Here is a 20,061-nt window from a genome sequence, read left to right on the forward strand (position 1 = left end):
AGTATATGATATAATAATAACAAATTATGGAAAGGGGATTAAATATGAAAAGATATTTTAGATTATTAGTAATATTAGTCATTATAACATCATTAACTATTGGGTGTACTAAAGACACAAATATAAATAAGGAATTAAAAACCATAAGTTTTGCCTATCAAGATGGTACACCAGCATTGACAGCAGCTAAACTTGCTTTGGAGAATGAAACTTTAGATGAATATATAGGTATTGATTATGAGATGGTAAAGTCGCCAGACTTGTTAGTTAGTAAGATACTAAAAGAAGAGGCAGATATAGCCATAGTACCATCTAATTTAGCGGCTCAAGCTTTTAATAAAGGTTTATCCTATGAAGTAGTAGGGACTTCTGTATGGGGATCACTTTATTTAACAAGTACAGAGGATATAAATAATATTGAAGAGCTAAAAGGTAAAGAAATACATAGCTTTGGTAAAGGGTTGACTCCAGATTTAGTTTTTACATATATTCTAAATAAAAATGGTATTGATTCAGTAAAGGATGTAAATATAAGCTATTTAAATGCTGCTTCAGAGGTTGGTCCCATATTTCTAAGCGGAAAAAGTAATTTAGCTATTCTAGCTGAACCATTGCTTACTACAGTAATGATGAAAAAAGAAGATGCTAAAATAGTTTTTGATTTAAACAAGGAGTGGGAAAGGGCAACAGGGGCACAAAATGGTTTTCCTCAAGCTAGTTTAGTGATAAAAAGAGACTTAATAGAAAGTAATCCAGAGTTCGTAGAAAGCTTTATTAGTGCTTATGAAGAAAGTAGAAAATGGGCAGGGGAAAATAAAGAGAAACTTGCTGAATATGCTGAAAAACTTGAAATCAGTGTAAATAAAGAAACCATAGAGAAAGGAATCCTATGGAACAATATAGAGATATTTGGTATTGAAGACTGTAAAGAGGAGTATAAGATTTACTACAATGCTATATTGGATTTTGCACCAGATTTCATAGGGGGAAAAATACCAGATGAAAAGCTTTACTTTGAAAAATAGAAGATTATCTGTTATTTCAAAATTATTAATAATAGTCCTATGGATATTACTATCAAGAACTATAGATAACGAAGTGATATTTCCTACAATAAGTAGTACATTTCATAGTTTTACGGATATAGTTAGAAGACCAAGTTTTATAATTATTATAAGTCATTCTCTAATAAGAACTTTGATTGGATTTGTTATTTCGTTAGTATTGGCAGTTATTATTGGAATATTATCTAGTATTTCTAATATTATATATCACTTAATGATACCTATAATCAATTTTTTAACATCAGTACCAACCATGGCAATCATCATATTAGCTCTTATATGGCTAAATAATGAATTTGCACCAATGTTTGTAGGGTTTATTATGGTATTTCCAATATTATATGAAACAGTTCTAAAAAGTATATTGGATTTAGATAGCAACATTATAGATATGGCAAAAGTATATAAAGTACAAAAGATGACTCTTATAAAAGATGTCTATATACCAAATATCTTTTTAAATTTAAGTTATATTTTCCCTTCTGCATTGGGAATTAATTTTAAAATGGTAATAGCAGGAGAGGCTTTATCTCAACCTAAATACGCCATAGGAACTAATCTTCAATTACAGAAGATGTATTTAAATACATCTGGAGTTTTTGCTTGGATAATTATAATCCTCCTTATGTCTAAGATATTTAAGTATGTATTAGAAGGAGTAAATCATTTATGTATAAAATCAAAAATATAAATAAAAGTTATAAGGATTTAAAAGTTCTTGAAGATATTAGTATTGACTTTCCTAAAAATAAAACCATATGTATATTAGGTTCATCTGGATGTGGAAAAACTACTTTATTAAATATATTATTGGGAATAACCAATAAGGACTCGGGAGATATAATTGGATTTGAAGAAGATATATCTGTTGTGTTTCAGGAGGATAGGCTTATTCCGTGGAAAAACATAAAAGATAATATTAAATTTGTATTGAAAAGAAAAATGGAAAAAGAACAAATAGAAAGTATTATAGATGAGTATTTTGAATTAGTAAATTTACAAGAATACAAATATTATTACCCTAAAAATATTAGTGGGGGGATGAGACAAAAAATAAATATATTAAGAGCATTTCTTTATCCATCAAATATACTTATAATGGATGAGCCTTTTAAATCCTTAGATATTAACAGTAAGGAAGTTTTAATAAACTTTTTTAAGGATTTGAGAATAATTGAAAATAAGACTTGTATAATAGTAACTCATGATATAGATGAAGCAATAGCTTTAGGCCATAAGATAGTAATACTTACAGATAAACCTACTATGGTGAAAAGAGTAATTGAATCAGAGGGGATAAAAGATAAAACTGAATTAAGAATACTTATAGAAGAAGAGTTAATTATAAAAAAATGAAGTATCTAGGGAAACTAGATACTTCGTTTTCTATTGGCTTAATACATCTAAACTTTTTTCCTCAATAAATTGATTAGTATATAAATTATAGTAGTACCCTTTCTTTTTGATTAATTCCTTATGATTTCCCATTTCTTCTATTTTTCCATCTCTTATAACTAAGATTCTATCTGCATTTCTTATGGTAGACAGTCTGTGTGCTATAACAAATGAGGTTCTTCCATCTAGTACTTTGTTAATTGCATCTTGAATGATTTTCTCTGTTTCAGTATCTATAGAAGAAGTTGCTTCATCTAATACAAATAATCTTGGATTTCTAACAATAGCTCTTGCAAAGGATATAAGCTGTTTTTGACCAGTGGAAAGAAGTCCTCCTCCTTCACCAACTTCCATTTCATATCCTTTTTCAGTTTCCATTATAAAATCATGGGCATCTACTAATTTACTGGCTTGAATAACGTCCTCATCAGTAGCATTTAAATTTCCATACCTAATATTATCTTTTATTGTACCACTAAATAAATGTGGAGACTGTAGTACATAACCAAGATTTTCATGTATCCAGTTTTGAGGCATATCTTTGTAATTTATACCATCTATTAAAATTTCACCAGAAGTAGGTTCATAAAATCTACAAAATAGATTTACTATGGTTGATTTTCCAGAACCAGTTTCTCCAACTAAGGCTATGGTTTCACCAGGTTGAATCTTTAGATTGAAATTTTCTAATATAGTTTCACCAGTTTTATAGGAAAACGATACATTTCTAAATTCTATTGATCCTTTAATATCAGGCCAATTTTCCTTTTTCGGATTTAAAAGATCACCATATTTTTCAACTACTTCATCTCTGTCAATTATTTCAGGAACTTCATTAAGAAGAGAAAATACTCTTTCAGCAGAAGCCTGAGCAGCTTGTAATTCAGCAAATATTACAGCTATTTGACGAATAGGTTCAAAAAATTGAGTAGTGTAAGAAATAAATGCAAATAAAGTTCCGTAGGATATAGCATTTAGCATAACAGACTTACCACCATTAGATAATGCTAAAGCTGTACCTACACTACCCAAAGTAAGAACTATAGGTAGGTAAATAGAAGAAATTATTGTAGCATTTATGGATTTATCTCTCATGGAAGTAGTTATATCTTGAAATTCTTCTAAGTTTATTTCTTCCCTGACTAAAGTCTTTGTAGTTTTAGCACCTTGTATATCTTCATTATATGCAGCAGTAATTTTAGAATTTATTTTTCGTACACCTCTTTGAGCCTGTAGGATTTTCTTTTGAAAGTAAAAACTAACTATGGCTATAAGAGGTACAACTGATAATGTAATTAAAGCTAATTTTGCATTCAATCTAACCATAGCAATGGTTACAGCAATCATCATAGAGAATCCCCATGCTAAATCTACTAAGGACCATGATATGGTTTCAGATAATCTAGATATATCAGATGTCATTCTAGACATTAACCAACCAACAGCTTTGTCATCGTAGTAGGATAGGGGAAGAAGCTGAAGCTTTTCAAAACCCATCTTTCTTATGTCATAGGCCATCTGCATTTCTAACTCTCCTGCTTTGGAAATAAATAGATAGACAGTAAGAGCCAAAGCGATTACTGCTGCAAGATATACTATACTAAAGGTCTTTATACCAGCAATAGTATTTTTTTCAACAAAATTATCTATGGCATATTTAGTTAAAAGTGGGAAGATAGAGTCCAGTATTCCTAAAGCTATCATCATTAAAGTAAGTATGGCAAATTGCTTTTTATATGGTTTTAAATATTTAAAGAAATTTTTCCATACACCAATTTGAATTTTATCGTAGTTTAAATTTTCTTTTTCCAAATTAACACCTCCTAAAGATTTATCACTTCATCATCTAAAGAATTTTGGATATTATATACTCGTTTATATAGTCCTTCTTCATTGATTAAGCTATTATGAGTACCCCTTTGAATAATTTTTCCCTTATCTATTACAAGGATTAAATCAGCCTCGGATACAGTTGAGATCCTATGGGATATAATAAAAGTTGTGGCTTTATTTTGTCTTTCTTTTAAAGCTTTTCTAATAGATATATCAGTTTCTGTATCTACAGCAGAAAGAGAATCATCAAATATAACAATAGGGGAATTATTTATTATAGTTCTGGCTATGGCCATTCTCTGTTTTTGCCCCCCAGATAAAGAAACACCACGTTCTCCAACTAAAGTTTCATAGCCTAATTCAAAAGAATTTATATCTTCGTGAATAGAAGCAATTTTAGCAGCATCAAATACTCTTGAATCCTTCATAGAAGGATTAGCAAGTCTTATATTTTCCTTAATAGTTTTAGCATATAGAAAAGGTTCTTGAAGAACTAATCCTACATTTTTCCTAATCCAAGCCTTATCTATAGTATTAAGCTCTATACCATCTATTTTAATTGAACCTTGATTATATTCATATAACCTTGGCAGTAAATGAACTAATGAAGATTTACCAGAACCAGTAGGTCCAATAAAAGCAATGGTTTGACCAGCCTTGATATTAAAAGTAATATCTTTTAATACAGGCTTACCTTTTTCATATTCAAAATAAACATTTTTAAACTCAATATTACCATCAATTTTAGGCTCATGATGGTTTTCCTCTAATACTTCTATAGGCTCCTTTAGTATTTCATCAATTCTACCTAGAGATACAAAGGCTTTACCCATATCAGTTAAAGTTCTACCCATTTGTCTAACTGGCCATATGATCATATTAATGTAACTAGTAAAGGCTATTAATATACCTAAAGATATTTCACCTTTATAAGTTAAATAAGAACCAAATATTATTACACAGCCCACTTGAACCATACTAAGAAAGTCTGATAGAGCCCAGTATAAAGACAAATTTTTAATAAGTTTATAAGTTAAGTTCTTATAATCTAAGTTTTTTTCATCAAATTTATTTACCTCAAATTCTTGTCTAGAAAATGCTTTAACTACTCTAACTCCTGTTAGGTTTTCCTGTAATGTAGTAGTCATCCTAGCTTCAGCTTCATCTGAAGCCTCAAAATTCTTTTTGACCTTCGTAAAGAAAATAAAGGAAAAGAAAAATGTAATAGGTAATACTAAAATAGATACTAAGGTCAACTTAATGTTAAGAGTTAACATTACATAAAGTATAAATACCAACATAAATATAGAACCAGCTACTTCCACAAGTTGAATAGCTAAGAATCTTCTTATGGTATCTACATCAGATGTACATTTTTGTATAAGTTCTCCGGTTTCACTTTTTACATGAAATTCATAAGGCAATCTTTGAATATGGTCATAAAGTCTATCTCTTATTTTTTTAGTAGTATTTTCTGCTGCTTTACTGGCTAAGGTATTTTTCAAGTATAGAAATATGCCTCTTAGTACAGCAACAAAAACAAGAATAAGTCCAATAATCCACAATCTTTCTTTAATTAATTCTTTTCCTCCCAGTAAATTTACAATACTTTGGATAATAGGGGAACTAATGGATTTTTCTCCTATTATACTGTCAACTGTAGTACTTAGAATTAAAGGGGTAACAGTAGTAAGCATTTGAGATATAAGGATTGATATCATTCCCAGTAAATAAATTAACTTATATCCCTCCATAAATTCAAGTAGTTTTTTAAAATTCTTCATTTTCTCCCTCCTTAATAAAAAAACCATAGGGTATAATCCTATGGTTAATTGAAAATATATAAGACGGCATAATCTTAGTATAAAAGGACATAAAAAAACCATAGGCTAACACACCTATGGTAATAGTTTTTACAATGATAAATTAAAACTTATTAATAGGTCGTGCCAAAATTTTTATAAAGTTTTCATTTATTTTAACTGCATAATTAATTCTTATCATCTTCACGACCTCCTTTCATATATTTGCCAATAATACTATTATATACGAAAATTTAGAAAAATCAAGTATTTTTTTAAAAAAATGTTAAACTAAATAATTAAAAGGAATATAGCGGTTTTAACACTATATTCCTTTTAATTATTTAGTTATATATTTAGAAAACCAAGACGTTCCTTTCTTATTTATTACATGATGAAAATCATCTATAGGTATGTCTTCTTTAATACATAATGTTTTTACATCTTCTTCTATGTCACAAGGTATTTTTGCAGCAGTTCCACAACTGGAACTAACTTGCCTTGGCACAGGCATTAATTTTACATCTATATTGTTTTCTTTCATAAAGTTTTCAAAGATTAATGCGTGTTGAGTAACATGAAATGTAACTACACAGTAAAATTCCTCCACCAAATCACCTATTTCTTAATAATTAATTTAAATTCTCCATTATTTTCTTCTACATTTACATTATATCCTTTACCAGTAGCAAATCTAGTAATATTTTCAACGGCAACATGAGTGTCCACTAAGACCTCCAAAGATATATTAGGGTTAGAATCAATTTGATTTTTAGTCATAATTACAGGTTCAGGACAAGACCTACCTCTAGCATCAATAATATTAACCATTTATCTTAACCTCCTTTTTAGAATGAGAATTGGATTTTCTAGTATCTACTATAACTCCATAGGCTATAATTAAAACAAACAGTATACCTATTATAACAGCAAATTTACCATTAGCTGTAACACCCTTAGCACTAGAAGCTAATCCAAAGTTATGAGCAAAGGCGGCACCAGCTATGAGACCTAGAACTGTAACTCCAGCATCAGTATCTCCTTCACTGGCTAAAATAGTTTGTCTAATAGGACATCCACCAAGTAAAACAGAGCAAAGACCTACAAGAACCATACCCAGAAAGTTCCAAAGATGATTGGTGTGAGCTACTGGTTGCTCTATAAATCCTAAGTGGAATTTATCAAAGTTTAATATAAGATTTCCTGCTAAAGCAAATACAAAGATTCCAATTAATCCCCATAAAAAATAAGAGTCTTTAATTAATATTAAATCTCTAAATCCGCCTGCTGTACAAATTCTACTTCTTTGTAGGGCTATACCAACTACTGCTCCTAATACTAAAGCTATAGCAATAGGTGCCGCCATAGAGCCAGGACCTTCACTACTAAATAAAATAAAAGCAGGCCTTACGACTAAGAAAATAAGTAAAATAACAGCTATGATGGGATAAATAAATCCAGCAATCTTTGGCTGGTCTATACTTTTACCGAGGGTATATCCTTTTTTAAGGAATTGAACTCCAATAAATATTCCTGCAACATATCCCACTAATCCAACTAAAGCATTTAAGTCACCATTTGCTAAACGTAAAATCATACGAAGAGGACAACCTAAAAATACAAGAGCTCCTATCATTAAAAAGAACCCTAAAACAAATCTTATTAATGGTGAAGAACCACCTTTAACCTTAAAATCTCCTGTAATATAAGAGATAATAAATGAACCAAAAATTATTCCGATAATCTCAGGTCTGATATACTGAACTACCTCAGCACGGTGTAGACCTAGTGCACCTGCAATATCCCTCCAAAAGCAGGCGATACAAATACCCATATTACCAGGGTTACCTAATTTCATTAAGACAGCACCTATGAGTCCTACAATGCCACCATAGATAAACATTTTACGTTTACCACTCATTTTATAAAACCCCCTTGAAAAATAATTATCAAACTTAATTAGATTATATAAGAGTAGTTTAAAATATAAAAATAGAAAATATCTATGGTTTAATTATAGCCATAGATATTTTCTATCCATAAAATGGAAGTTATATTTAAAACTTATTTTAGCAAACACTCTTCAAGCAATTCTAAGTCAATGATTTTTAAATTATCTTTATAATAGTCAATTATACCATCTTCTTTCATTTTCATCAGTTCTCTAGATAAAGATGGTCTTGGAACATTTAATAACTCAGCCATTTTTTTTCTGCAAAATGGAAGAGTTAACAGTTTACTATTTTGTTTCTCATATTCAATTAAAATAGTATTTGCTATTTTTTTTCTAACACTATCATAAGAAAGATTTGTAATTCTATCGTTTAACATTAGTATACGGTTGGATAAAACTGATACAAAATTATTTAAAACCTTGTCATCCTTAGTCATTAACTTAATTATATCATCTTTAGATATATACATTATTTTTGAATCACTGGAGGAAACTATTGTTGCAGGGTACTTATGTTTACCTGAAAATACTAAAGCTTCACCAAAGACATTCCCAGCTTGAAAATTACTTATTGTAACAACTTTTCCAGAGGGAAAAGGTTTCTGAATTTCTACTGTACCACTAAGTATTATACCTAAACTATTACAATCATCATCCTCAATTGCGATTATATCATCTTTTCCATAATCACTTATATTATAGGATACAGAAGAAACTAAAGACTTTATTTTTTCTATTTCTACATTTTTGAAAAGTATAGATTTACTTAAACTATCTAAATATTTTTCCATCATAAGCTCCTTTCTAAATCTTAATAATAGGAAGGTTATTTGATTAATAATTATATCATATATGGATTAATCTTATAACATAATATATGTAAATCATTGTATTATCTAATTTGGCACAGTTTTAAAAAATTGTGAAGTTATTATAATCAGTATAAATAAAATTAATAATAAAATAATATTTATAAATGGGTTTTGTTTAAAAAATATTGGGTAATAGAATAAAGGATGATTGTAAATTTTGAGAAGGAAAATCTCATAAAATTAAAAAGGAGTCTTTTAAATGAATAAAATCATGTTAATTAGCAGATTAAGTCCAGAGGATTATACAGAGGAAAGGAGAAAAATATTTTTTTTATTAGGTAATAAAAATGATGTTATAATAGAAAATAAAATCATAGATACTATACATAATTTGGGTAAAGTGGATTTAAACGATATAGTTTTAAAATATAATGGAATTGAGTTAAATATTACTACGCAACAAATTCCTGCTATAATTAAACTCCTATGCAGTGAGAATATTTCAATATATAGTGTTTATCAATACTATAATCCAGATTTATAGAATAGCTTAAAGAGGTGAATATATGAAATATTTTGAAGGAATTAAAGGAAAGTTACTATTAATTGCTATTGTGGTAATTTTCATTCTAGGCACAATAGGATATGCTAAGATTTCTGTACAAAGAAAAACCAATTTATTATCTAATAAAGTAGAAGAACAAGTTACAAAGTTAATGGAATTATCAACTGTAAAATATAGTTATACAAATGTAGTGGAATATGAAGATAAGATGCAATTAAGTGGGATAAATCTTCCCTTTACCAATAAAAGATTTATTTTAAAATATAGTGGATATATTAAAGCTGGAATAAATTTAGATACCATAGAGGTAAAAGTAAAGGATAAAAATTCAGTAGAGATAATAATGGAAAATGCAGAAATATTTGAAAATGTAATTCCTGAAGAAGAGGTTTATTTTTTTGATGAAAAAGAATCTATATTTAACAAGCTAAGCTTTAAAGATCTTTATGTAGTTTTAATAGAAGAAAAAGATAAAATGGAAAAGGAAGCAGTAGATAAAGGTCTTTTAAATGATGCAGAAAAAAATGGCAGTGAAATTATAAAATATCTATTAGAAGGAATGGGCTTTAAAAATATAACAATTAGATTTAAATAGAGAACTTCCCATAGAAGCAACCATTTTATAAATTAAGATGATTATAAGTTTAATTTATAAAATGGTTGCATATTAATGTATGGGGAGGGATATTAGTGAATAAAGAAGGGAAAATGTTTATTCTAATAATATTATTGGTTGTTGTTTTTTTAATTCTAGGAAACTCCATACATAGATATTCGTTTATGAAAAAGATTAATTCAGAAGACGTTTATTTAAGAAATAAAGAACAAAAGTATACTATATTAATTGAAGTTGATACAAAACAATTAAAATTAGTAGATAGGGAAAATGAAAATATAGTAAAGACATATCCAATAGCTACAGGAAAACCAAGTTCACCTACTCCCTTAGGAGTATTTCAAATTATAGAGAAGGGAAAATGGGGAGAAGGTTTTGGAACTAGGTGGATGGGACTTAATGTACCCTGGGGTAAATATGGAATTCATGGAACTAATAAGCCAGGTTCCATAGGAGGAAACCTGTCAGCAGGATGTATTAGAATGAGAAATAAAGATGTAGAGGAGCTTTACTCTATGGTTAATCATAATACTATAGTTATCATAACTAACGGTTTATATGGACCTTTAGGTCAAGGATTTAGAGATTTAAGACCTGGAGATAGAGGAGCAGATGTATTGGAGGTACAAAAAAGATTAATGCAAAAAGGATACTATGAAGGTGAATTAGATGGAATATATGGAGAAGGTATGAAATCATCTTTAATTAAATATTTAAAGGAAAACAATATTGAATTAACAGATAAAATAAATCAAAAGATATATAATGCTTTAGATATTATTATTATGGAATAGTAAATTTATGATTAATCATAAGTAACAGGGGTATTATAGAGACGTAAGGAAATATAAAAAAGATGAATATAAATAATGGGGGTATATATTATGGCAACAGAAAAATTATTAGATGCACTTAATGATCAATTTAATTTTGAATTATTAGCAGGATACTATTATATGGGAATGGCGTCATATTGTTCTGATAAAAATATGAATGGATTTGCTCATTTTCTAATAGAGCAAGCTAAAGAAGAATACGAACATGCTATGAAATTCTATGATTTTATTTATGATATGGATGGTAGAGTAAGGACTCAGGCTATGAATCAACCTGAAAATGACTATAATTCATTTTTAGCAGTATTTGAAGCAGCACTTGAGCATGAGAAATTAGTTACATCTAGAATTAATAAATTAATAGAAGTAGCAGAAGAAGAGAAATCATATCCAACTATCCAATTTTTACAATGGTTTGTTGAAGAACAATTAGAAGAAGAAAATAGCATGAAAGATATAATATTTAAATTAGAAGGCATTAAAGATAGTTTCCAAGGATTATATTTATTAGATAAAGAACTAGGAGCAAGATAATATAAATAAAAAAAGATAGACTTAAGTCTATCTTTTTTTATTTATGGATATACTATTTTATAGTTCCACCCATGTTTTGTTGAGCCATTCTAACTAAGTTTTTAGTCATATATCCACCAACATAACCATTTTGTCTTGATGGAAGATTACCTTTATCCATTGAATCATAGTTTGCCATACCTAATTCAGAAGCTATTTCTAATTTCATTTGGTTAAGAGCTTGACGTGCTTCTGGAACAAGAATTTTGTTACTGTTATTGTTATTTGTAGTCATTTTAAATTTCTCCTTTCAAATAATTAATTTTGTAAAACTTTGGTGTAGTAGTATTATGTGTAGAAAATAATTTAATAATCATGTAGTATTAACCAATACTGAAGCTGTTTTCCAGTTTTACCATAAACATCAAATTTTTAAAAGAGATTTTTCTTTTATATTAGATAAAATATCTCCTATATTATAAATGTAGTGTTTAATTTAAGTAGATATTCTTATGATTTCAAATTCTATAAGTATATGATATAATAAGCTGTTTAGATTTATAGAATAGGAGGAATAAATTTGGAAGAATTATTAGTAGGTATTAAAAGTCTTCAATTTAATCAGGTGATTATGTTTTTAGTTGGTGGCGTACTTATTTATTTAGCAATTAAAAAGGATTATGAACCGATGTTGTTATTGCCAATAGGGTTTGGGGCAATACTTACAAATCTGCCTGTTGTTGCAGGTATTCCTGGAATAGCCAGTGATGAAGGAATTTTAGGAATACTTAAAAATGCAGGTATTTTAAATGAATTATTTCCAGCTTTAATTTTTATAGCTGTAGGAGCAATGATAGATTTTTCACCACTACTTCAGATGCCATCTATGCTATTTTTTGGTGCAGCTGCACAGTTTGGAATTTTTATGACTATAATACTTGCAAACAAGTTCGGTTTTGATATTAAAGAAGCAGCATCCATAGGTATTATAGGAGCCGCAGATGGACCAACGTCTATATTTGTAGCTACAAGGTTTGCCAAACATTTGCTTGGACCAATTTCTGTAGCGGCATATTCCTATATGTCTTTAGTACCTATGATTCAACCAGTAGTCATAAAACTTCTAACTACTAAAGATGAAAGAAAAATAAGGATGGAATATAAAGAAGTTAAAATTTCTAAGACTGTAAAGATAATATTTCCAATAGCAGTTACTATAGTAGCAGGTATTATCGCACCTATATCTGTTACTTTAATAGGATTTTTAATGTTTGGAAATCTTATTAGGGAATCAGGAGTATTAGAGAGATTGTCACAATCGGCTCAAAATGAATTAGCTAATTTAGTCACTTTATTATTAGGTATAACTATTGGTTCTACAATGACCGCAGAAGCATTTCTTAATGTAGATACTTTAAAGATAATGGGACTTGGATTAGTTGCATTTATATTTGATACAGCAGGTGGAGTATTATTTGCTAAGTTTTTAAATTTATTTGTGAAGAAAAAGTACAACCCTATGGTTGGAGCTGCGGGTATTTCTGCATTTCCAATGTCTGCTAGGGTAATACAAAAGTTAGCTAAAGAAGAAGATCCTATGAACTTTATTCTAATGCAAGCAGTATCAGCCAATGTGGCTGGACAAATAGGTTCAATTATAGCAGGTAGTATTGTATTGATATTGTTATCTTAGGAGGAATAGTATGGACAATATATTATTGAAACTATTAATCTATGGAATGGGTACTACATTTTTTGTACTGATATTATTTTATTTCGTTATAAGAATCTTGGTTAAAGTATTTCCAGAAAAATAATCCCTTTAGGGATTATTTTTTATTTAATAAATTAATTTCAAAACTTTTACTTGTAACTCTTTGATTTCTTTTGCGTAAGATGTACTGTACAAACTTTTAGGGGGGAAAGAAATGAACAGAGAGTATAATATAGACAATGAACCATGTTGTCCAGGTGGATTAGCAAGAGCTTGTGTTCCTATGCAAATAATGAATGAAGTATTTAGTCCAAGAGAAGCTTTAAAAAATGGTACTCTATTTCCAGAGTTAATTAAGCCTGATTTTACAACAGGAATAGGAGATAGAGAAAGAGGAGGAAGATACTATGGATAGGGCACAAATGGATTTATTATTAGAAATAATGGAAGTATCTTTTGTAATAGATGAAACATCTTTATATTTAGACACCCATCCAAATGACGAAAAAGCTTTAAGGCTTCATAATAACGCATCTCAAAGATATTTTGAATTAAAAAATATGTATCAGGCAAGATATGGTCCTCTAACAAATAGAGATATGAGCAGGTATCCTTGGGCATATATTGATGGACCTTGGCCTTGGGAAATAAATTTTACTAATTTTTAGGGGGGATCAATATGTGGTTTTATGAAAAAAAATTACAGTACCCAGTGAGGGTAGACACAACTAATCCTACATTAGCAGCCATGATAATAGAACAATTTGGAGGAGCTGATGGAGAATTGTCAGCAGGAGTAAGATATTTGACACAAAGATGGACTATGCCCACTAATCAAGGTAAGGCAATACTTACGGATATAGGTACAGAAGAATTAGCCCATTGGGAAATGATTGGAACATTGGTATGGAAACTAGTAAAAGATGCAACAGTAGATCAAATAAAGGGTACCCCTTTTGAAGCACATTATGTAAATCATGGAAAAAGTCCTTTTCCCCATAGTGCAGCAGGAGAAGCTTGGACAGCTTCATATATTGGGTCAAAAGATGATCCGATAGCAGATTTACATGAAGATATGGCAGCGGAGGAAAAAGCAAGGGCTACCTATGAATGGTTAATTCGTGTAAGTGATGACCCAGGAGTAACAGATACTTTAAGATTTTTAAGAGAAAGGGAAATAGTACATTTTCAAAGATTTGGTGAAGTATTGATGATAGTACAAGATGAAATAAATAAGAAAAAATGTTATTAATTAATATATAAAACTAAAAGCTCATATCCTACGTAGATATGGGCTTTTATATGACAAGGTTTTAACAAAACAAAAGATAATTTTAATTATTTGATTAGAACAATGAAAAAATGGATATATAAAAAGAGATTTGAATAACTAGACTTTGTCTAGAATAATATATACAATATACAAGACATATTTTATAAAGGGGGAGTTTTAATGAACGCAATGACAGCAGAAAATTTAAGATCAGCATTTGGTGGAGAGTCTCAGGCACATATGAGATATAGAATATGGGGAGATAAAGCTAAAAAAGATGGTTTCCCAACAGTAGCTAGATTATTCATGGCAACATCAGATGCGGAAGAAGTGCATGCTACACTACATTTTAAAGCATTAAAAGACATATCAGGTGACTTTCTAGTAGCATCAGGAGCAGGATTTGGACTGAGCCATACTTCAGATAATCTTCAAGGAGCAATAGATGGAGAGTTACATGAAGTTAATCAAATGTACCCTGCATACATAGCAGTTGCAGAAATGCAAGGAGAAAAGACAGCAGTATCAGCTATGAGATTTGCAATAGAAGCAGAAAAGGTTCATGCAGATTTATTTACTAAAGCTAAGGAAGCTGTAGATGCAGGTAAAGATTTAGAAGCAAAAGTAATAGAACTATGTCCAGTATGTGGATATATTTCATTAACAGGCGAAGAGGATAATTGTCCACTTTGTAAAGCAAAAAAGGAACTGTTTATAGGATATTAATAAATAATGCTAGACATACGCATATGTCTAGCATTATAATTTTATATAAGTATAAATTTTAAATTTATACTTATTGATGATTTTTACTGTCAATAGATGTAAAGGAGTGCATTATATGGTTACAGAAATTATTACTTTATCCTTACTTCTTGGTAAATTAACAGGTGGAAAGATACGAAACATAGGTAATTTATATATTAACGGATGGTATTTATTTGTTATATCATTTTTAACAGAAATTATATGCCTTTTAATAGCTTCAAAAACTAATGGAAGATTAAGTATTATAATAGAAGATAATTTCTTCTATATACATATATTTGTTTATTTACTATTGATTATAGGACTTATAATGAATTTTCATGAAATAGGACTTAGAACAACATTGGTTGGAGCTATTTTAAACTTTTTACCACTTCTTTTAAACAATGGAAGAATGCCAGTTTCAATTAACGCCTTAAAGTTTTCTAAACTATATACTCAATTATCACTATTAGATGAAGGCAGAATAATGACTCATGCTTTAGTGGATAAGAGTACAAAACTATGGGTTTTAGGAGATATAATACCTATACCAAAACCTTATTTTTTCCCTAAGATTATTAGTATCGGAGATATTTTAATTGCATTAGGACTTTTTATTTTAATTTTAACTAATATGAAGAAAAGATATTCAACTTAAAAAATCATAGAATTTTATAAATCCTAAATTCATTAGGATTTATTTTTTAGAATTCTTTTCTGTGTTTTTGGGAAACTATAAGAAAAGACATAAGGAGGTATTTTTTTGAGACTTAGACTTTTCATTATAGCTGTTATACCTGCTGTGATTATTCTTTTAGGTATATATTTATCAGATAGGCGAGATAGAGAACCTTTAAAAGTTTTGTTATTTACTTATATACTAGGAGCATTAACAGTGATTCCTTCAATAATAGTTGAAGAAATATTAATAGCTTTTAATATATTTCCTGGTATACTAGGTTCCCTTTTTAATGCCTTTATTGTTGCAGGACTTACAGAAGAATACTTTAAGAGATTAGCAGTGTTAAAATACCCATATAAAACAAAATTTTTTGATGAAAAATTAGACGGTATAGTCTATTCTGTTTTTGTAACTATGGGGTTTGCTACTGTAGAAAATATAATTTACGTAGCTTATAGATATACAAATAATCCATTTATAGGATTATATAGAGGAATATTTTCAGTACCAGCCCATGCTGTATTTGGAGTAACCATGGGATATTATCTATCTTTAGCAAAGTTTGATACAGATATAGATAGAAAAAGAAAAAATATGAAAAGATCCCTATATATGCCAGTGATTATGCATGGAATGTTTGACTTTATATTAATGGCAGAAATTCCCCATCTTACAATAATATTTATTCCATATGTAATATTTTTATGGATTTTAAATCAAAGAAGATTAGCAAGTTTTATGTATGATTCAAGATCTAAAATAATGAGTTTTAGAAAAGAAGAATAAATTGTTATTGTATAAGTATTAAACACAGTATAAAATCAAAGGTAGAGGGTTCTCTACCTTTTGTTCTTAGGACAAGTTATAAAGATTTAAGGGGGAAAAGATGAAAAAATTAATGATTATTTTTGTACTGGTAGCTAGTTTATCTATTGGTATACTTGGTTTTACCGTATATAAGGAAATTCTTGTATTTAAAAACAATGATTATGTAGAAGTAAATAAAGATTCAGTGTATGAAGACTTAAAAGTCGAAGAAGATGAAACTATTGAAAGTACTGAAGAAAAAGTATCTACCGTGAAACTATTAACAGTAGGAGATATTATGTTTCATTCTCCACAAAATAAAGCAGCCTATAATCCGGAAACCAAAACCTACGACTTTAATCAATCCTTTAAGTATATTAAAAAATATACAGAAAATGCAGATATAGCTTTAGGAAATTTTGAAACTGTAACGAGAGAAGATGTAAGCTATTCGGGGTTTCCAAGGTTTAATACACCTAAAGAATCATTATTAGCTTTAAAGGAAGCAGGCTTTGATATACTTTCTACAGCAAATAATCATTGTTTAGACCAAGGAAAAAAAGGATTGGTTGATACTATAAATAATATACATGAATATGGAATGAAAAACATAGGAACATATATAGAAACAAATAATATGCTTGTAGAAGAAGTAGAAGGCATAAGAATAGGATTTCTTTCATATACCTATGGTTTAAACGGCATGGATGGTATGTTGTCCAAAGAAGAATTAGACTATATGGTAAATAGAATTGATGAAGATAGAATAAAGCAGGATATTGAAAATATAAAGGACTTACAAACAGATATAATAGTTGTATCTATTCATTGGGGAAATGAATACGAAATGGAACCCTCTAGTTATCAAATGGAATTAGGTGAAAAAATGGTGGATTGGGGTGCAAATATTATTTTAGGTAGCCATCCACATGTAATTCAAAAATCTCAAATAATTAATAAAAATGGTAAGGATAATTTTATCATATATTCCCTAGGAAATTTTATATCTAATCAAAGGAAAAGCACTATGGATAATTCCTATACTGAAGACGGTGTTATGGTTCAATTGGAAATAGAAAAGAATTTTTCAAAAGGAGAAACTGAAATTAAAAACATAGACTATATACCTACATGGGTTCATAAATATAGAAAAGATAATAGATTATTTTATGAAGTTCTTCCTATAAGCGATTATCTCAATGGAGAATTAGAAGTTTCAAATAAAGAAGATATAAAAATAAGATTAGAAAAATCCCAAAAAGACACAATGAGTAAAATGATTGAAAATTAGAGCATTTCAGAATTGAATTAAATTTATTATATTCAATTTATTAGTTCAAATAAGACAATATATATTATATAATAGAAGCAAGTAACAAAAATATGATAAGAGGTGTGATAGTCCTTGCAATTTTTCAAATCGTTATTTTCCAATCTTAGAATAGCTGACATAATAGATATCATAATAGTAGCAGCAGTTTTTTATAAGCTTTTTAAACTAATAAGAGAGACTAGAGCGGAGCAATTAACAAAAGGGATTTTTGCACTATTTATATTTGCCAAAGTTAGTGGACTTTTAAAACTATATACTATTAACTGGATATTAGAAAATGCAATGACAGTTGGAGTTATAGCAATATTAATTGTATTTCAGCCAGAACTACGTAGAGGATTGGAGTATATAGGAAGATCAAGATTTTTTACTAAATCTTTCTTGGAAATTAAAGGAGAAAGTCTTTCAAGAACTGTAGATGAAATAGTGGAAGCTTGTGCTTCTTTATCTAGACAAAAAATAGGTGCCCTAATAGTTTTAGAAAGACAAACAGGTTTAAATGAAGTTGTAGAAACAGGAACCAAAATCAATGGACAGGTATCTAGTAATTTACTCATAAACATATTTATTCCAAATACCCCATTGCATGATGGAGCAGTAATTATAAAAGAAGATATGATTAAGGCAGCAGCTTGTTTTTTGCCTCTTACAGAGAATATGAATATTAATAAGGAATTAGGAACTAGACATAGGGCAGCATTAGGCATATCAGAAAGGTCTGATAGTCTATCTATAATTGTTTCAGAAGAAACAGGGGCAATATCTATAGCAGAAAATGGAGCTATAGCAAGACATTTGGATTCTCAAACACTTAAACAAATATTAACAGATATGTATAAGCCGAAGGATTCACAGGAAGCATTTATTATAAAATGGAGGCGAAAAGATGAGCAAGGAGAAGAATGATTTAACCTTAAAAATCTTTGCTTTTGCTATAGCGATTGTTTTGTGGAGTTATGTTATGAGTATAGAAAACCCAGATATATCAAAGGAATATAGAAATATAACATTAACATTAAACAATATTGATGAATTAGATAGACAAAAATTAATAGTTATGGAGCCAAAGGAAGCTACTATATCTGTAAAAGTAACAGGTAGAAAGTCTGATATGGCAAACTTTTCACCTGATTTAATAAAGGCTCAAGTAGATTTATCTGGTTATAGTGAAGGCAAGAAGAAAGTACCAGTAAATGTAAGTTTAAATCAACTTAACAATGTAAAAATAGTAAATTATGAACCTAAAGAGATACTATTTACATTTGACAAATTAATAACTGTAGATAAGCCTGTTACTGTTAAAACAGTAGGTAAGTTAGAACCCAACCATGTAATAGGAGATATAACAATAAAGCCTGGCTCAATTTTACTGAAAGGTCCTAAAACTTGGGTAAATGAAGTGTCAGAAGTAATAGCAGTCTTAGATGTAACTGGAAGAAAAGGTGATATTCATGAACAAGTACCTATACAATTAATAGATTATGAGGAAAATGATGTTCGAGGAGTAGATAAAGAACCTAGTGTAGTAGATGTTTATGTGCCTGTATTTAGAACTGTAACTGTACCAATTGAACTTAAAACGGAAAATCAACTTCCGGCTCAGTATGAAATTACTAATATTACAATAAATCCTAGTACCGTAAGTTTAAAGGGTGATAGTAGTATAGCTAATTTAAAATCTATTCAGACTAAGGCAATAGATATAAATTCGTTGGTAGAAAATACAACTCAATTAGTAGATTTGGATTTACCAGCAAATGTATCCCTTTTAAATCCAAACGAAAAGATTAGTGTTTCCTTAAATATTGAAGAAATTTCCACTAGAGTATTAGAATATACTTTAGAAGATATAGGTATAACAAATTTAGATTCAGACTTAGTTATAGACAAAGAATATTCTAATGAGCCTATATATGTGACAGTAAAGGGGAACAAGCAAATCATTGAAAGTTTAAGTAAGGAAGATTTAGAGTTGAGCTTAGATTTACTTCATCTTGATGAAGGAATTCATAAGGTGAATTTAGGAGTAAATGTGCCAACAGGAGTTGCAGTTAAAGAAATTACACCACAGACTGTGGAGTTAAAATTAACTAAATACTAAGGGGGAAAAAG

The 20,061-nt window shown here is 29.1% G+C and carries 25 protein-coding genes; 18 read left to right on the forward strand and 7 right to left on the reverse strand.

Annotated elements, in window-relative coordinates:
- Positions 1-44: 44 nt before the first annotated feature.
- From KQI41_RS04835 to KQI41_RS04845, 3 genes are read left to right on the forward strand one after another with little or no spacing between them, the layout of a single operon-like run.
- Positions 45-1,025: an ABC transporter substrate-binding protein gene (locus tag KQI41_RS04835; RefSeq protein WP_216584936.1), complete on the forward strand. Its 981-nt coding sequence runs from the start codon at positions 45-47 to the stop codon at positions 1,023-1,025.
- Positions 1,000-1,755 (forward strand): ABC transporter permease, encoded by a 756-nt coding sequence (locus tag KQI41_RS04840; RefSeq protein ID WP_216584937.1) that lies wholly within the window; start codon positions 1,000-1,002, stop codon positions 1,753-1,755. Before KQI41_RS04835 ends, KQI41_RS04840 begins: the two co-directional genes overlap by 26 nt.
- Entirely contained in the window at positions 1,734-2,420 is a 687-nt protein-coding gene (locus KQI41_RS04845) for an ABC transporter ATP-binding protein (RefSeq protein ID WP_154439935.1), read from the forward strand. The genes KQI41_RS04840 and KQI41_RS04845 overlap by 22 nt, the downstream gene beginning before the upstream one ends.
- A gap of 30 nt (positions 2,421-2,450) precedes the next feature.
- Here the strand turns inward: KQI41_RS04845 and KQI41_RS04850 are convergent, their stop codons facing one another.
- The 6 genes from KQI41_RS04850 to KQI41_RS04875 all read right to left on the reverse strand — a co-directional run bounded on the left by KQI41_RS04850 (position 2,451) and on the right by KQI41_RS04875 (position 8,839).
- Positions 2,451-4,271 carry an ABC transporter ATP-binding protein gene (locus tag KQI41_RS04850; RefSeq protein ID WP_195837963.1) on the reverse strand — a complete coding sequence of 607 codons (1,821 nt, stop codon included), beginning with the start codon at positions 4,269-4,271 and terminating at the stop codon, positions 2,451-2,453.
- Positions 4,272-4,282: 11 nt separating this feature from the next.
- A complete protein-coding gene (locus tag KQI41_RS04855; RefSeq protein WP_154439934.1) occupies positions 4,283-6,076 on the reverse strand; it encodes an ABC transporter ATP-binding protein in 1,794 nt (597 codons plus the stop codon).
- A gap of 358 nt (positions 6,077-6,434) precedes the next feature.
- Entirely contained in the window at positions 6,435-6,704 is a 270-nt protein-coding gene (locus KQI41_RS04860; protein WP_216584938.1) for a putative Se/S carrier protein, read from the reverse strand.
- Positions 6,705-6,712: 8 nt separating this feature from the next.
- On the reverse strand, positions 6,713-6,925 hold the full coding sequence (locus KQI41_RS04865) for a sulfurtransferase TusA family protein (protein WP_216584939.1): 213 nt from the start codon (positions 6,923-6,925) through the stop codon (positions 6,713-6,715).
- Positions 6,918-8,015 (reverse strand): YedE family putative selenium transporter, encoded by a 1,098-nt coding sequence (gene yedE / locus KQI41_RS04870; RefSeq protein WP_216584940.1) that lies wholly within the window; start codon positions 8,013-8,015, stop codon positions 6,918-6,920. The genes KQI41_RS04865 and yedE overlap by 8 nt, the downstream gene beginning before the upstream one ends.
- A 143-nt stretch (positions 8,016-8,158) precedes the next feature.
- Positions 8,159-8,839 carry a Crp/Fnr family transcriptional regulator gene (locus KQI41_RS04875; protein WP_244971088.1) on the reverse strand — a complete coding sequence of 227 codons (681 nt, stop codon included), beginning with the start codon at positions 8,837-8,839 and terminating at the stop codon, positions 8,159-8,161.
- Positions 8,840-9,119: 280 nt separating this feature from the next.
- Here KQI41_RS04875 and KQI41_RS04880 point away from each other — a divergent pair, with 280 nt between their 5' ends.
- The 4 genes from KQI41_RS04880 (at position 9,120) to KQI41_RS04895 (ending at position 11,411) form a co-directional block, all read left to right on the forward strand.
- Positions 9,120-9,404: a hypothetical protein gene (locus tag KQI41_RS04880; RefSeq protein WP_154439929.1), complete on the forward strand. Its 285-nt coding sequence runs from the start codon at positions 9,120-9,122 to the stop codon at positions 9,402-9,404.
- Positions 9,405-9,426: 22 nt separating this feature from the next.
- The gene (locus KQI41_RS04885) at positions 9,427-10,020 is read left to right on the forward strand and encodes a DUF4230 domain-containing protein (protein ID WP_216584942.1); all 594 of its coding nucleotides are present in this window, start codon (positions 9,427-9,429) and stop codon (positions 10,018-10,020) included.
- Between the two features lie 95 nt (positions 10,021-10,115).
- Positions 10,116-10,835, forward strand: a complete 720-nt coding sequence (locus tag KQI41_RS04890) for a L,D-transpeptidase family protein (protein ID WP_326828325.1) — start codon at positions 10,116-10,118, stop codon at positions 10,833-10,835.
- 90 nt (positions 10,836-10,925) lie between these two features.
- A complete protein-coding gene (locus tag KQI41_RS04895) occupies positions 10,926-11,411 on the forward strand; it encodes a ferritin (protein ID WP_216584943.1) in 486 nt (161 codons plus the stop codon).
- 52 nt (positions 11,412-11,463) lie between these two features.
- On the opposite strand, the gene KQI41_RS04900 is transcribed toward KQI41_RS04895, so the two are convergent.
- Positions 11,464-11,685, reverse strand: coding sequence for an alpha/beta-type small acid-soluble spore protein (locus KQI41_RS04900; protein WP_154439926.1), 222 nt, complete (start codon positions 11,683-11,685; stop codon positions 11,464-11,466).
- Positions 11,686-11,970: 285 nt separating this feature from the next.
- Here KQI41_RS04900 and KQI41_RS04905 point away from each other — a divergent pair, with 285 nt between their 5' ends.
- The 11 genes from KQI41_RS04905 to KQI41_RS04955 all read left to right on the forward strand — a co-directional run bounded on the left by KQI41_RS04905 (position 11,971) and on the right by KQI41_RS04955 (position 20,050).
- Complete coding sequence (locus KQI41_RS04905) at positions 11,971-13,083, forward strand: sodium ion-translocating decarboxylase subunit beta (RefSeq protein ID WP_216584944.1); 1,113 nt, start codon at positions 11,971-11,973, stop codon at positions 13,081-13,083.
- A 10-nt stretch (positions 13,084-13,093) separates the two neighbouring features.
- Positions 13,094-13,207, forward strand: a complete 114-nt coding sequence (locus KQI41_RS04910; protein WP_154439924.1) for an OadG family protein — start codon at positions 13,094-13,096, stop codon at positions 13,205-13,207.
- A 111-nt stretch (positions 13,208-13,318) separates the two neighbouring features.
- The gene (locus KQI41_RS04915) at positions 13,319-13,519 is read left to right on the forward strand and encodes a spore coat associated protein CotJA (protein ID WP_216584945.1); all 201 of its coding nucleotides are present in this window, start codon (positions 13,319-13,321) and stop codon (positions 13,517-13,519) included.
- Positions 13,512-13,772, forward strand: coding sequence for a spore coat protein CotJB (locus tag KQI41_RS04920; RefSeq protein WP_154439922.1), 261 nt, complete (start codon positions 13,512-13,514; stop codon positions 13,770-13,772). The genes KQI41_RS04915 and KQI41_RS04920 overlap by 8 nt, the downstream gene beginning before the upstream one ends.
- A gap of 11 nt (positions 13,773-13,783) precedes the next feature.
- The gene (locus KQI41_RS04925; RefSeq protein WP_154439921.1) at positions 13,784-14,356 is read left to right on the forward strand and encodes a manganese catalase family protein; all 573 of its coding nucleotides are present in this window, start codon (positions 13,784-13,786) and stop codon (positions 14,354-14,356) included.
- A gap of 201 nt (positions 14,357-14,557) precedes the next feature.
- Positions 14,558-15,103: a rubrerythrin family protein gene (locus tag KQI41_RS04930; protein ID WP_154439920.1), complete on the forward strand. Its 546-nt coding sequence runs from the start codon at positions 14,558-14,560 to the stop codon at positions 15,101-15,103.
- 115 nt (positions 15,104-15,218) lie between these two features.
- Positions 15,219-15,785 (forward strand): DUF5317 domain-containing protein, encoded by a 567-nt coding sequence (locus KQI41_RS04935; RefSeq protein WP_216584946.1) that lies wholly within the window; start codon positions 15,219-15,221, stop codon positions 15,783-15,785.
- A 105-nt stretch (positions 15,786-15,890) separates the two neighbouring features.
- Positions 15,891-16,595 (forward strand): PrsW family intramembrane metalloprotease, encoded by a 705-nt coding sequence (locus tag KQI41_RS04940; RefSeq protein WP_154439918.1) that lies wholly within the window; start codon positions 15,891-15,893, stop codon positions 16,593-16,595.
- 100 nt (positions 16,596-16,695) lie between these two features.
- A complete protein-coding gene (locus KQI41_RS04945) occupies positions 16,696-17,907 on the forward strand; it encodes a CapA family protein (RefSeq protein ID WP_154439917.1) in 1,212 nt (403 codons plus the stop codon).
- Positions 17,908-18,021: 114 nt separating this feature from the next.
- The gene (gene cdaA / locus KQI41_RS04950; protein ID WP_154439916.1) at positions 18,022-18,855 is read left to right on the forward strand and encodes a diadenylate cyclase CdaA; all 834 of its coding nucleotides are present in this window, start codon (positions 18,022-18,024) and stop codon (positions 18,853-18,855) included.
- Entirely contained in the window at positions 18,836-20,050 is a 1,215-nt protein-coding gene (locus tag KQI41_RS04955) for a CdaR family protein (RefSeq protein ID WP_154439915.1), read from the forward strand. The genes cdaA and KQI41_RS04955 overlap by 20 nt, the downstream gene beginning before the upstream one ends.
- Positions 20,051-20,061: the final 11 nt, after the last annotated feature.

It is taken from the genome of Tissierella pigra, assembly GCF_018917845.1.
Taxonomy (GTDB): Bacteria; Bacillota; Clostridia; order Tissierellales; family Tissierellaceae; genus Tissierella; species Tissierella pigra.